The 12838-nt window shown below is 73.3% G+C and carries 11 protein-coding genes and 1 riboswitch; of the genes, 2 read left to right on the top strand and 9 right to left on the bottom strand.

What is annotated here, in order from left to right; genetic code table 11:
- Positions 1 to 7 precede the first annotated feature (7 nt).
- From B9S64_RS33435 to B9S64_RS33470, 8 genes are all read right to left on the bottom strand, one after another.
- Positions 8 to 784 (bottom strand): class I SAM-dependent methyltransferase, encoded by a 777-nt coding sequence (locus B9S64_RS33435; protein ID WP_109492245.1) that lies wholly within the window; start codon positions 782 to 784, stop codon positions 8 to 10.
- 296 nt (positions 785 to 1080) lie between these two features.
- Positions 1081 to 1896, bottom strand: a complete 816-nt coding sequence (locus B9S64_RS33440; protein ID WP_103488560.1) for an ABC transporter ATP-binding protein — start codon at positions 1894 to 1896, stop codon at positions 1081 to 1083.
- Positions 1893 to 3005 carry an iron ABC transporter permease gene (locus tag B9S64_RS33445; protein WP_258037665.1) on the bottom strand — a complete coding sequence of 371 codons (1113 nt, stop codon included), beginning with the start codon at positions 3003 to 3005 and terminating at the stop codon, positions 1893 to 1895. Before B9S64_RS33445 ends, B9S64_RS33440 begins: the two co-directional genes overlap by 4 nt.
- Positions 3002 to 4045: an ABC transporter substrate-binding protein gene (locus B9S64_RS33450; protein ID WP_103488559.1), complete on the bottom strand. Its 1044-nt coding sequence runs from the start codon at positions 4043 to 4045 to the stop codon at positions 3002 to 3004. Before B9S64_RS33450 ends, B9S64_RS33445 begins: the two co-directional genes overlap by 4 nt.
- A gap of 50 nt (positions 4046 to 4095) precedes the next feature.
- Positions 4096 to 4217, bottom strand: a riboswitch (cobalamin riboswitch).
- 75 nt (positions 4218 to 4292) lie between these two features.
- Entirely contained in the window at positions 4293 to 5384 is a 1092-nt protein-coding gene (locus B9S64_RS33455; RefSeq protein WP_103488558.1) for a polyprenyl synthetase family protein, read from the bottom strand.
- 275 nt (positions 5385 to 5659) lie between these two features.
- Positions 5660 to 6055 carry a Rid family hydrolase gene (locus B9S64_RS33460; RefSeq protein ID WP_103490735.1) on the bottom strand — a complete coding sequence of 132 codons (396 nt, stop codon included), beginning with the start codon at positions 6053 to 6055 and terminating at the stop codon, positions 5660 to 5662.
- A 207-nt stretch (positions 6056 to 6262) separates the two neighbouring features.
- Entirely contained in the window at positions 6263 to 7363 is a 1101-nt protein-coding gene (locus B9S64_RS33465; protein WP_103490736.1) for a serine hydrolase, read from the bottom strand.
- 205 nt (positions 7364 to 7568) lie between these two features.
- Positions 7569 to 9350: an ABC transporter ATP-binding protein gene (locus B9S64_RS33470; protein WP_103490737.1), complete on the bottom strand. Its 1782-nt coding sequence runs from the start codon at positions 9348 to 9350 to the stop codon at positions 7569 to 7571.
- Positions 9351 to 9610: 260 nt separating this feature from the next.
- Here B9S64_RS33470 and B9S64_RS33475 point away from each other — a divergent pair, with 260 nt between their 5' ends.
- Positions 9611 to 9928, top strand: a complete 318-nt coding sequence (locus B9S64_RS33475) for a hypothetical protein (protein WP_258037810.1) — start codon at positions 9611 to 9613, stop codon at positions 9926 to 9928.
- Positions 9929 to 10176: 248 nt separating this feature from the next.
- On the opposite strand, the gene B9S64_RS33480 is transcribed toward B9S64_RS33475, so the two are convergent.
- Positions 10177 to 11424, bottom strand: coding sequence for an arsenic transporter (locus B9S64_RS33480; protein ID WP_103490739.1), 1248 nt, complete (start codon positions 11422 to 11424; stop codon positions 10177 to 10179).
- A gap of 322 nt (positions 11425 to 11746) precedes the next feature.
- Between B9S64_RS33480 and bla the strand changes: the two genes are divergently transcribed.
- On the top strand, positions 11747 to 12745 hold the full coding sequence (bla, locus tag B9S64_RS33485; RefSeq protein ID WP_103490740.1) for a class A beta-lactamase: 999 nt from the start codon (positions 11747 to 11749) through the stop codon (positions 12743 to 12745).
- Positions 12746 to 12838: the final 93 nt, after the last annotated feature.

The raw sequence follows: 12838 nt of genomic DNA on the forward strand, positions 1-12838 counted from the left end.
GGGCCGCTCAGGGGGTCGCGCGCACCACGACCAGCGACCCCTCGTACGCGGGCAGCGTCCGCAGATGGCCGAACCGCCGGTCCCAGGCCCCGGAGGCCAGGTCACCGCGGAGTGTCCGGTCGAAGCGTTCCCGGACCCCGTCGTCCACGAAGCTCCACGCGGAGTACGCCTGACGGGCGGCGGGTTCCAGGAGCATCTCCGGGCGCCCGTAGTACGCCTCGTCGAACCCGTCGGTGCAGTCCAGCGGAACCGGAACGGTCCGTACGGTGACTGTGCCGCCGAGCGCCGCGGTCAGGGCCCGGACCGGCGGATGGCGGCGCGCCTCGATGTCCAGGACCTCGGGAGCGTACCCGTACAGCCAGAAGTCGCGTACGCGCTCCGGAGCGCGGGTCAGGACGACGACCGGACCCCGCGTGACGCGGCGCACCTCGCGCAGGCCGGCCGCGGGGTCGTTCCAGTGGTGCACGCTGAAGAGGGACATCGCCCCGTCGAACTCCCCGTCAAAGAACGGCAGGTCCTCGGCGGCGGCGTCGACGGCCCGGGGGAGGAGGGCCGGGCGCCGGGCGTGCGCGGACCCGGAGGGCGCGGCCGGTCCGGCCGCACGGGCCGGACGCCGGTGGGACCCGGCTCCCGCGCCGACGTTGAGGACGTCACGGGCGCCGCCCAGGGCCTCGGCGACGAGCCGGGCGATACGGGGGTCGGGCCGCCGGCCGCTGCGGAGGGCGGGCCCGTCGGCGCCGCGGCCGACGTCCGTGGCGCCGAGGTCGTGGGTCCGTGCGTTCATGGGTCCTCGGTCTCGCCTGATGAGCAGGAACAGGGGTGACGCCGCCCGGTTCCGGTGCGGCACGTCCCGGAGCCGGTCCGTTCGGCGGCCGTCCTCGGCTCCTTCCGCCTCACGACGTGCCGCCGGGTACACCTGCATCTTGCATCTGCGAGGGCTTATCCGTAAACCAGGTGGCACATCCTTGTCCCATCACCCAAAAGCCTTACAGATGCGGCTCTGGAGGTGTGTACCGGGGGTGGGGCCCGGAGGCCGGTTCCGGACCCCCCCCGGTGCCCCGGGCCCCACCCCTGGCCCGCTCAGCCGGCGGAGGGACCGGCCTCCGCGTGGGGCCGGGCGGGAGCGCCGGGCAGGAAGGTCACCTGCGGCGCTCCCGTGCGCGGATGGACGGCGATCTCGGCGTCCACGGCGTACACCTCGGCCAGCAGTTCGCGGGTCAGCACCTCGGCCGGCGGTCCCGACGAGACGACCCGGCCGCCGCGCAGGACATACAGCCGGTCGCAGTAGTACGCGGCCAGATTGAGGTCGTGCAGGGCCACCAGGACCGTGGCGGACAGGCTCCGCAGGATGCCGAGGACGTCCAGCTGGTGGCGGATGTCCAGATGGTTGGTCGGCTCGTCCAGGACCAGCAGAGCGGGTTGCTGGGCCAGCGCGCGGGCGATCAGGACCCGTTGGCGCTCTCCGCCGGACAGCCGGTCGAAGGGCCGGTCCGCCAGGTCGAGCGCGTGCACGGAGTCCAGGGCCGACTCGACGATGTGCCGGTCCTCGGCGGTGTCTCCGTCCAGGAGCCGCTTGTGCGGGCTCCGGCCCATGGCGACGACCTCCCGCACGGCCAGGTCGAGGTCCGCCGCGGAGTCCTGCACCACGGCCGCCAGGGTGCGGGCCAGCTGCCGGACCGGCAGGCCCCACGCGTCGGCCCCGTCCACGCGTACGGCCCCGGACTCGGGGCGCAGCACGCGGTAGACCGCGCGCAGCAGGCTGGACTTCCCGCTGCCGTTGGGACCCACGAGGCCCACGACCTCACCGGCGCCCGCGGTCAGGAAGACGTCCTCGACGAGCCGTTGGGCCCCGGCGGTGAGGGTGACGCCCTCGACGGAGAGTTCGGACCCGGTCATACCACTCCTCGGCCGGTTCCCCGGCGGGCGTCACGGCGCATCAGCCACAGGAAGAACGGCCCCCCGCACAGGGCCGTCAGGACACCGACCGGGATCTCCATCGGCGCGGCGACCGTCCGGGCGGCGATGTCCGCCCAGATGAGGAAGACCGCCCCGCCGAGCGCCGCCGTGGGCAGCACCCGGCGGTGGTCACCGCCGACGAACAGCCGCACGATGTGCGGCATCATCAGCCCGACGAAGCCGATCGGCCCGGCCGCCGCCACCAGCACGCCCGTGATCAGCGAGAGCAGCACGAAGGTCCTGGCCCGGAACCGCCCCACGTTCAGGCCCATGGTCGTGGCCGCCTCCTCGCCGGCCAGCAGGAGGTTCAGCGAGCGGGCCTGCGCGAGCAGCACGCAGATGCCGAGGAGCAGGGCCGCTCCCGGCAGCCACAGCGTGCCCCACCGCACACCGCCCAGACCTCCCAGGGTCCAGGCCAGCACCGCCCGTGCCTCGTTGCCCCGGTCACTCGTGAGCAGCAGCAGGTTCATCACCGCCGTGAGCACCGAGGCGTAGGCCACGCCGGACAGCACCAGGCGCGAGGAGGTGATGCGCCCTCCGGACCGGGCGGTGGTGTACACGAGGAACAGGGTCACCAGCGCCCCCGCGAAGGCCGCCACCGACAGCGACACCTGGCCGAACAGGGTCACACCGAAGACGATGACCGCCACGGCGCCGAGCGAGGCGCCCGACGACACACCCAGCAGATAGGGCTCGGCGAGCGGATTGCGCACCAGCGCCTGCAAGGCGGTGCCCACCAGGGCGAGCCCGGCGCCCGTCATCGCGCCGAGGAGCACCCGCGGCGCCCGTACGTCGAGCACGATCGTCTCGCGCGCCCCGGACCAGTCGGCGTCCGGCCGGTCCACCCCCAGCGCGTGCGTCACGATGCCCCACACCTGGGCGGGCGGCACCCGGACCGAGCCGATGGCCAGGCCCGCCGTCATGGAGACGACGAGCAGCAGACCGAGGACCACCAGGGCCGTGACGAAGGAGCGGCGGCGCGGCTCCCGTTCCGTGACGGGAGCCCGGGACGCGGAGACCCCCGGGGCGTCCTGGGTCCCGGCCGTCACCGGAACCGCTCGGGGTGCAGCCCGTGGGCCAGGTCCTCGACGGCGTACGGTGCCCGGATCCCGACCAGGGTGGCGGTCAGCGGCAGGACGACGAAGCGCTTGTTCTTCACGGCGGGCACGTCCGCGAGGGCGGGCTGGGACAGCAGGAACTTCTTCTTCTGCTCGACGTTGTCGGCCCCCGCGTAGTCGTAGATCGCGATGACCTCCGGCTTCCGGGCCACCACCTGCTCCCAGGAAGCGTCCCCGAAGACGTCGTCGAGGTCGGCGAAGACGTTGCGGCCGCCCGCCAGCTTGATGACCTCGGTGCCCAGGCTCTTGCCGCCCGCGGTGAAGGCCGCCTTGTCGCCGCTGTCGTAGACGAAGACCGGTGTCTCGGGTGCCCCCTTCACGGCCTTCACCGCAGCCCCGACCCGGCCCCGGAGGTCGGCCACCAGCGCGTCCGCCCGGTCCGGCACCCCGAAGACCGAACCGATGGTCCGGATCTCGTCGTAGGTGTCCTCCATGGACACCTGCTTCTTGCCGCAGTACTCGCGGTTCAGGTAGGTGTCGATGCCCGCGTCGGCGAACGCCTCGCGGGACCGGCCCTGGTTCTCGGCGAAGGCGCTGGCGTAACCGCCGTAGACGAAGTCCGGTTCGGCGTCCAGGACCGTCTCGAAGGACGGTTCCTTCGCCGCCAGTTCGGGGACCGCCTCGAAGTCCTTCCGTAGTTCGGGAAGGACGGCGGAGTCCGGGTAGGCGGTTCCGACCATGCGGTCCTTGAGCCCGAGCGCGAGCATCAGCTCGGCGGGGTGCTGATGGATGGTGACCACCCGGGACGGTGGCGCGTCGTACGTGGTGCGGGTGCCGCAGTTGTCGACGGTGACCGGGAAGCCCTTCGCCGGGGCCGTCGCGGCGGACTTCTCCTCCCCGGCGCCCGGGGACGTCCCGCAGCCGGCGAGCAGGGTCGCGGAGAGGGCGACGGCCACACCCATGGCGCGCAGCGGGCGGCGCCGCGTCTGGGAGAAAAGGGGAGAAACGGGGCGAGGTATGTCGCCGTACATGTAAAGCCTCCTGCGGAGTCCGCGCTCCTCGGATCGGGCCCGCGACCGGCCAGTGTCCTGACTCCCGAATCGAGGCCCCCGGCCTTCCCGCGTCGTACGCGGTGGCTCCCCCGGGGACACCCCTCTCCGGTCACAGTGGCGGGACCGTGCCGGATTCGCACCGGCTTCCTGTCTCCCGTCGCGGTGATGACCCGGTGATCCTACGGTCCTCGCAGGCCAGGGGCGAAACGGTGCGAACCCGCGCCGGTCACCCGCTCCGCTCGACGCTCCACAGCGGCAGATGCTCGAAGAAGGCGACCGCGTCCTCACGCCACCGCGTCCGCCAGCCCGCGGCGACCTGGGAGGCCTGCTCCGCGTGGCGCCGCATCTCGGCCCGTGCCCCGGCCGCGACACCCTGGCGTTCGCCGATCTCCCGCAGGGCGGCGAGGGTCCCGGGCGGGCAGGAGGGATCACCGAGCGCCGATTCCACCAGGGCGCGTTCGGTGCCGCTCACGGCGGACAGCAGGGCGCCGACCGTGTAACTGCGTCTGCCGTCGCGGATGTCGGTGCCGACGGGTTTGCCCATGATGTCCGGGTCACCGAACAGGTCCAGGTAGTCGTCGCGCATCTGCCCGCAGATCCCGACCAGGCGCGCGTACCGCCGCAGTTCCTCGTCGAACACCGCGGGCTGCCCGCCGGCCGCCAGGAGCCCGAGCCGCAGCGGCGCGAGCACGGAGTAGCGGGCCGACTTGAAGTCGGCCACCGAGTGCAGGACGTCCTCGGACGGGACGGTGGCGGTGAAATCGCGCTCCAGATCGGCGATCTGGCCGACGAAGGTGTCGGCCGCCGCCCGTGTCACCACCTCGGTCATCGCCTGCCGCAGGGCGACGGGCAGGGGGGCTTCCGTCAGCACCCGCAGGGACAGACCCAGCGCCAGGTCGCCCGCGAGCACGGTGAGACCGAGCGCCGCCCGCGGGTGGTGGGGAAAACGGTCGCGGTAGGCGTAGTACGTCGAGGGGCCGCCCCGGCGGGTGGGGCTGTCGTCGATGAGGTCGTCGTGCACCAGGCCGTGGGTGTGCAGCAGCTCGATGCTCAGCGCCGCGGCGTCCAGGCCCTCGGCGGGCTCCGCGCTGACCAGTCCGGCGGCCTCGTGGAGCAGCACGACCCGCATCCGCTTGCCGCCGCGCAGGGACAGCTCCCGCAGCAGGTGGACGCACTCGGGCGCGTACCGGCTGAAGGCAGGCGCCTCCAGCGTCGCGCCCAGCGTGTCGAAGTACTCCTGCAACAGCGCGCCGAACCGCCGCTCATGGGCGGCGGCACGTGCCAGCATCCGTTCGACGGGGCCGGGGGTGTCGGTCATCGGGGTCTTCCTGATCGAGGGGCGGAGCCGTATCCGTGGACGGCCTCGGGCCAGGACCCGCGCACGCGCGACGGGCCGGCCGGAACCGTCCAGGAGATCATCCCCGACGCGGATTCCCCACCCGGCGGGGGCCCTTGCCCCGTCGGACGACGACCGGCGACGACCGGCGACGAGCGGTGCGGCCGGGCGGGCGGGCCCCGGGCGGTCGGCGGCCCCCGTGCCCGCCGGTGACTCCGTTCCCGCCGGTCCGGCGAGCCGCCCCGGCCGTGCCGTCGTCACCGGGCGGCCAGCGCCTCGATCTCCACGAGCATCCGCGGATCCGACAGGGCCGCCACCTCGGCCATGACACTGGCCGGGCCGCAGCCGGACGCCTCCAGGATGTCCGTGACCACGTCGTAGTGCGCGGTCGCCGCGGCGATGTCCGTGGTGAACAGGCGCAGCTGGACGACGTCCCGCAGGGCGAAGCCGGCCTCCCGCAACGTCTCGTCCATCCGCTGGAAGGCCAGACGGAACTGTCCGCGGATGTCTCCGACGTGGGCGATCGCACCCTCCGCGTCGCGGGCCTCGTGACCGGCGACCACCAGCCAGCGCCGGGGGTCGGTGAGCAGGACGGCGTGGTGGTAGCCGAGCTTGCCGCCGAAGTGGCGGGGGCCGATGTCCGTACGCTCCATGGCGCCTCCTGTGCGGGCTCCGGCCGGAACCGGCGGCCCGGTGGGGAACCGGTGACCTGTGACCAGTATGCGGCGGTCCCACCGGATCCCGCAGACCGGCGGCCCGCGCCGGACGGGGGCGGCGGAAGCGGCCGGCCACGCCGGGGTGCCGCTCCGGTCCGGGGGGACAGACACCACGGGCCGGAGCACCGCCCCCCCGGACCCGGCTCAGCGGCCCCGCGCGCAGAGGGCGGCGTCCACCGCCCCCTGGAGATGGCGGAGGCCGTCGCCCTCCGCCGCCCACGTGGTGGTGTAGACGGTCACCGTGCCGCGGCCCGCCGTGGCGCGCCCGCCGCCCACCGAGTCACCGGGCAGGTCGCCGCCGTGCCCCCAGTAGACGCCACCGCAGCTGAGCGGGACCGACGCGACGCCGTAGCCGTAGCGGCTGCCCGCCGGATAGACGTCGCGGCCGCCCACATCGGTCGTGTCCCCCGTCATCTGGCGAACCGCCCGGTCGGGAAGCAGCCGCCCCCCGAACAGCCCGTCCCAGAAGGCGTTGAGATCCCTGGGCGTGGAGACGAGCCCGCCGGACGCCCCGAACTCGTACCCCGGCAGCTCGGTGACATCGACCCGGCCCGCCTCCGGATCCGCCGGGTGCACGCCGTAGTTACGGGCGTGCGGCCCGCGCAGGGCGAACTCGTCGGGGGCCGGCCAGTAGGTGTCGTCCAGCCCCAGCGGGCGCAGGATCGTCCGCTCGACATAGGTACGGAAACCGACCCCCGACACCCGGTCGATCACCATGCCGAGCACCAGGTAGTTGGTGTTGGAATAACCCCAGCCGGTGCCCGGCGGGAACTCGGGGGCCGCGCCGAGCGCCAGAGCCAGGTACTCCTCCGACGTCCCGGCGTGGGTCCAGTCGACCAGGGCGGAGTACTCCGGGAGCCCGCTCGTCTGCTTGAGCAACTGCCGTACGGTGATGGCGCGTCCGGCGAGCTGGGGGACGTAGTCACCGGCCCGGTCGTCGAGCCGGATCCGCCCGTCCGTCACCAGCCGCATCACCGCCGTGGCCGTGAACGCCTTGGTGTCGCTGGCCAGCCGGATGCTGCCCCGCGCGCCGACCATCGCACGGCCCGATTCCAGGTCCGCGACACCGGCCGTACGGGTCACCCCTCCGCCGTACGCCAGGGCGCCCGGGACCCCGTCCCGGTCCACGAGCAGGTCCAGTTGCCGCTGGACCGGGTCGGGCCGGTGCGCCACGGCCGCCGGAGCGGCCGCTCCGACGAGACCCGCCGCGACCAGGACTACGGATACGAGACGTGCGCGTTTCATGGTTCTCCCCCTCGGTCGTGGACCGGTCCGTACGGGCCGGCCGTTCGCTCGACGACGAGCCTCGCAGGGCACCGGCCCGAGGACAGTGCGGCTCGGCCCCCGGCCCGGGGTGGTCCCAGCCCCCCTCCGTGCCGGGGGTGTTCCCGCCCCCGTGCCCCGGCCTCCTCGACGCGGCGCGGGTCGGGCAGGGGAGGGGGTCCGGGAGTCACCGGGGGAGTGTGGGCTGGAGACCCGCGTACACGCCGCCCGTGTCCAGCAACTCCTCATGGGTTCCCACCTCGGCGATCCGTCCGTCCTCCATCGCCACGATGCGGTCGGCGCCCTGGATCGTGGAGAGGCGGTGGGCGACCACGAAGACGGTCCGGCCGTGCACGAGGCGGCCGAGGGCCTCCTGCACGAGCGCCTCGGAACGGTTGTCGAGCGCGGACGTCGCCTCGTCGAGCACCAGCACCCGGGGATCGCGGATCAGCGCCCGCGCGATGGCCAGACGCTGCCTCTGACCGCCCGACAACTGCGCGCCCCGCTCCCCGACGACCGTGTCCAGACCGTGCGCCAGGCCGTTCACGAACTCCAGCGCGTTGGCGTCCCGGAGCGCGCGCGTCAGCGTCTCCTCGTCCGTGTCGCCCATGCCGTACGTGACGTTGTCGCGGATGCTGCCCTCGAACAGGATCGACTCCTGCGGAACCACGGAAAGGAAGCGCCGGTAGGTCCGCAGGTCGAGTCCGGCCATGTCCGTACCGTCGAGCAGGATGCGGCCCGAGGTGGGCCTGATGAAACCGATGAGCAACTTGCCCGCACCCGAGGCCCCGACCAGGGCGATGGTTTCACCGGGCCGCGCCGAGAGGGTGAACCCCTGGACCGCGGGCTCCCCGTCCTCGTACACGAACCCGGCGTCCTCGAAGTCGATGCGGCCGACGACGCTCTCGACCCGCGCCTTTCCGGCGTTGTTCTCCAGGTCGGGTGCCTGGAGCACCTCACCGGCCGAGCGCACCGACTCCAGCCCCTTGGTCAGGATCGGAGCCAGGCCGAGCAGGGTCGTCACCGAACCCGTCAGCACCGTGAAGAACGCGCTCAGCATCACCACGTCCCCGGGGGTGACGGGCATCCAGCCGTGGTACGCCACCAGAGCGGAGCCGGAGAGGCACAGCACCCCGAGCGTGTTGAGGATGATCCAGGCCAGCGACCCGAAGCGGCCGTTGAGCATGTCCAGCCGCAGGCCCGCCACGAACACCTGGCGCAAGGAGCCGTCGACCCGGCCGAGCGCCGTCCGCTCCAGGCCGTGGGCGCGGGTGATGGGGATGAGGGTGGTCATCTCACCCACCCGGGAGGAGAGTTGCTCGACCTCACGGCGGAAGGACTCGTTGTGGCTCCGCAGCCGTCCGCGCAGCTTCATCACGAGAAGGCCCGCCGCGGGGACCACGACGAGGAAGACGGGCAGGAACTCCGGCACCCGCACGCCGATGACCACCAGCCCGCCGACCAGCGTGACGACCGCGCCCAGGCCCATGTCGGAGCTCTGCTGCACCATCTGCTCCACGGCCTCGACGTCGCGGATCACCTTGGCCTGCAGGACGCTGGAACTGACCCGCGCGTGGTAGCCGACGGACAACTGCTGCATCCGCCGGCAGAGCGCCGAGCGCAGCGTCGTGCCCATGTGCCGGATGCTGCCGCCGAGGAGCCGTACGTACCACTGGTGGAGCGGGTAGTTGATCACGAGGACGAACAGCAGGACGCCGGTGGCCTTCCAGATCCCCGACTCCGGACCGTGCTGGACGACGACGTCCAGGACGGTGGCGGTGATGAGGGGCAGCAGCCAGATGGGGCTGTGCTTCACGACGAAGACGCACACTGCCGTGGCCAGGCGGCCGCGGTCGGGTCGGAAGAGGTGGCCGAGGGTGCGGAGCGGGTTCTCGCCGCGGTAGCGGTGATCCAGGTGGTCGAAGGGGGCGAGGGCGTCGGCAGAGCGGTGGGAAAGGCCTTTCTCCATGCGGTCATCCCATCTGCTCGCGTGGCCGGCGACAACCCCCTTTCCACGGGGAGAGACGGGCCTTGGGTGTGTGTCCGGCGGGCGGGAAGGTGATCCGCCCCCGGGCAGCCGGCAGGCCGTTGGTCGGCCGGGGCCACAGCGGGGCCGCTCCGGGATCGCGGTGGCCGGCGCGGCGGAACGATTCCTCGCGAAGCGCTCCGAGTGATCGCTTACGGACCGGGTAACGGACGGGAATGTTCAGGCATAGGCGTGTACGAGTGGTGACCGTCCTGCTCAGCGGTTGGCTGGTGCTGACCGCAGTGGAGCGCTGGGCGGAACAGGCGCCGTGGCCGGACGCGGTGGCGGCGGGACTGCTGTGGGCGTGCGTGGTGGCCGGTGTCTGGTGGTTCGCGGAGTGGACGCAGTCACCTCTGCGCGCCGCCCGCCGCCGGAGGACCCCCACCCGGCAGGACGACCGCACGGCAGGGGACGACGGTACGCCGGGGGACGGCGTGCGAGGCCGGCACGCGGCGGTGGAGCCCGCGGACCCGCACCCGCAGCCGCGTCCGCGCAACCCCTCGGCACCGTCGCACCGCTGACCGTGCACCGGACGGTTGACCGCGCGTCGCACCGCTGACCGCTACTTGCCCGGCGGCCCGGCGGCCCGGCGGCGGGGCGTCCCGTGGCCGCGTGCGCCCGGTGGACGGTCGTGCGGGGCGGTCCGGCTGATCCCGGCTGTGGGAGCCCAGCCGCGTGAGCGCCCGGCCGCGTGAGCCCGGTCGTGTGAGCCCGGCCGCGTGAGCCCGGCCGCGTGAGCCCGTCTCCTTCCGGCGCCGGTGCGGTCCCTCTACGCCCCGACGACCCGCAGCGACACCCAGAGCGCCACGGTGGCCAGCGCCAGGGCGGCGGGGGTGGTGAGCAGACCGAGACGGGTGAACTCCTTCAACCCGATGCCGTGGCCGTGCTGACGCGCGATGTGCCGCCACAGCAGGGTGGCCAGCGACCCGGCGTAGGTCAGATTGGGTCCGATGTTCACGCCGACGAGCACCGCGAGGACCGCGCCGGGACCGGAGGAGGCGGCCAGCGGGACCAGCGCGAGCACGGCGGGGAGATTGTTGATCAGATTGGCCAGCAACGCGGCGACACCGGCCGTGGCCAGCAGCGCGGGCAGCGAGGTGCCGTCCGGCAGGACGTGCCCGAGTGCCTGGCCCAGTCCGTTGTCGACGACCGCCCGGACGACGATACCCAGGGCGAGGACGAACGCCAGAAACGGCACCGAGGCGGCGCGCACGATGCCGGGCACCGTGCTGTGGCGCCGGGTCAGCGCCCGTACGGCCATGACGAGGGCCCCGGCCGTGGCGACCCAGGCAGGGGCGATACCGAACACGGAGGCCACGGGGAAGCCGATGAGTGTGGCCGCCACCGTCACCAGGGCGAACAGCGGTGTCGCGGGCGGCGGTCCGGGTGTGCTCCCGGTGGACGGCGCGTTCAGGTCGGCGCCGAAGAAGCGCCGGAACACCGCGTACTCGACGGCGATCGCCACCAGCCAGGGCAGCAGCATCAGCACGGCGAACCGGGTGAAGGACAGACCGGTCGCGGCGAACGCCAGCAGATTCGTCAGGTTCGAGACGGGCAGCAGCAGGGACGCCGTGTTGGAGAGATGGGCACTGGCGTAGACGTGCGGCTTCGGCCGGACGCCCATCCGCGCGGCGGTCGCGAAGACGACCGGGGTCAGCAGGACCACGGTGGCGTCCAGGCTGAGGACGGCCGTGATCGCCGAGGCGAGCACGAAGACCGAACCCAGCAGACGCCGGGGACTTCCGGCGGCCCAGCGCGCCATCCAGCCGCCGCACGCGTGGAACAGCCCCTCGTCGGCGCAGAGCCGGGCCAGGACGAGGACGGCCGCCAGGAACCCGATGACGGGGCCCAGCCGCTCGGCCTCCTCCCGTACGTGGTCCCACGGGATGACGCCGGCCAGGATCACCACCCCGGCGGCCGGTACGGCGAACGCCGCTTCGGGCCAGCGGAACGGGCGCACCACGGCACAGAGCAGCACCAGCACCAGCATGGCGACGGACAGGAACTCGCTGATCATGCCCTGATGATCCCTGACCGTCCCTGGCACCGGAGCCCATGGGCCGTCCTGGCGGGTGGCGCGGCGGGCGGACCACCGGAACGCGCCCCGTCCCGCAACGCCCCGCGTCGACCGCCGGACCGCGGCGCCCGGTCTCGCCTCCCGGCCATGCTCCGCCCTCAAGCGGACCGGCATGAAACAGTGCATATCCACGGAGGGCGACACGACCTGACGAGGCGTGAGGTGCCGGGACGGACCGCGCGCCCGCCCCCACCCGGACAGGACCGTGCCTCTCCCACCCGAGCAGAAGCGTCCCGCTCCCGGGACGCCTGGAGGTTGGACCATGCGTCATGCCCGTGCCCGACGCGCCGTGGTCGGTGCGTTCGCCGCACTCGCCCTCGTCCCGCTGACGGCCTGCGGAGAGGGCGGCCCACCGGCGTCCTCCCCGGACACCGCGCCCTCGGACACCGCATCGCTGAACCCCGCGTCCCCGGATACCGCGCCCCCGGCACCGGGCGCGTCGGCCACCGCCTCGCCCGGCACGAGGGCGATCACCCCGGAGACCGCCGAGGCGTTCGAGAAGCTCGAAGGCGAGTTCGACGCGCGGCTGGGTGTGTACGCGGTCGACACCGGAACCGGACGCGAGGTGACGCACCGCGCCGACGAGCGGTTCGCCTACGCGTCCACCTTCAAGGCGCTGGCGGCCGGTGCCGTGCTGCGGACGTACAAGGTGAGCGGGATGGACCGGGTGATCACCTATTCCGAGAACGATCTCGTCCCCAACTCCCCGGTGACCGAGAAGCACGTAGGCACCGGGATGACCCTCGACGCCCTGTGCGACGCGGCCGTCCGCCACAGCGACAACACGGCGGCCAACCTGCTCCTCGACCGGCTCGGCGGGCCGAAGGGCCTGGGTGCCCTCCTCGCGGAACTGGGCGACGACGTCACCCGGATGGAGCGGCGGGAGCCCGAACTGAGCAGTTGGGTACCGGGTTCGACCAGGGACACGACCACGCCGCGGGCCTTCGCCGGGAACCTGCGGGCATTCGTCCTCGGAGACGTCCTCGGTGACGCCGAGCGGGCCAGACTCACACGGTGGCTGCGAACCAACACCACCGGCGACGAGGTCATCCGGGCGGGAGTCCCGGACGACTGGACGGTCGGGGACAAGACCGGTACCGGGACCGGCTACGGCATCCGCAACGACATCGCCGTCCTGTGGCCCCCCGGCCGGGCGCCCGTCGTCGTAGCGGTCCTGTCGAACCGCGACGGGGAGGACGACGCGTACGACAACCGGCTGCTCGCGAAGGCCGCTGCGGTCGTCGTACGCGCGCTCGGCTGAGGGCCCTCGCGTCGTTCCGGTGACGCGGCGAGGTGCCGTAGCGGTCGTCGAGCGCCCACCAGGGATCACGGGACAGCCCCTCGGATGCCCGGA

Origin of the sequence: Streptomyces sp. SM18 (assembly GCF_002910775.2) — a bacterium.
GTDB lineage: Bacteria > Actinomycetota > Actinomycetes > Streptomycetales > Streptomycetaceae > Streptomyces > Streptomyces halstedii.

Excerpts from the sequence above, each read along its gene's own strand:
- B9S64_RS33435 (WP_109492245.1), bottom strand. The coding sequence starts at position 784 with ATGAACGCACGGACCCACGACCTCGGCGCCACGGACGTCGGCCGCGGC.
- B9S64_RS33440 (WP_103488560.1), bottom strand. The coding sequence starts at position 1,896 with ATGACCGGGTCCGAACTCTCCGTCGAGGGCGTCACCCTCACCGCCGGG.
- B9S64_RS33450 (WP_103488559.1), bottom strand. The coding sequence starts at position 4,045 with ATGTACGGCGACATACCTCGCCCCGTTTCTCCCCTTTTCTCCCAGACG.
- B9S64_RS33455 (WP_103488558.1), bottom strand. The coding sequence starts at position 5,384 with ATGACCGACACCCCCGGCCCCGTCGAACGGATGCTGGCACGTGCCGCC.
- B9S64_RS33460 (WP_103490735.1), bottom strand. The coding sequence starts at position 6,055 with ATGGAGCGTACGGACATCGGCCCCCGCCACTTCGGCGGCAAGCTCGGC.
- B9S64_RS33465 (WP_103490736.1), bottom strand. The coding sequence starts at position 7,363 with ATGAAACGCGCACGTCTCGTATCCGTAGTCCTGGTCGCGGCGGGTCTC.
- B9S64_RS33470 (WP_103490737.1), bottom strand. The coding sequence starts at position 9,350 with ATGGAGAAAGGCCTTTCCCACCGCTCTGCCGACGCCCTCGCCCCCTTC.
- B9S64_RS33480 (WP_103490739.1), bottom strand. The coding sequence starts at position 11,424 with ATGATCAGCGAGTTCCTGTCCGTCGCCATGCTGGTGCTGGTGCTGCTC.
- bla (WP_103490740.1), top strand. The coding sequence starts at position 11,747 with ATGCGTCATGCCCGTGCCCGACGCGCCGTGGTCGGTGCGTTCGCCGCA.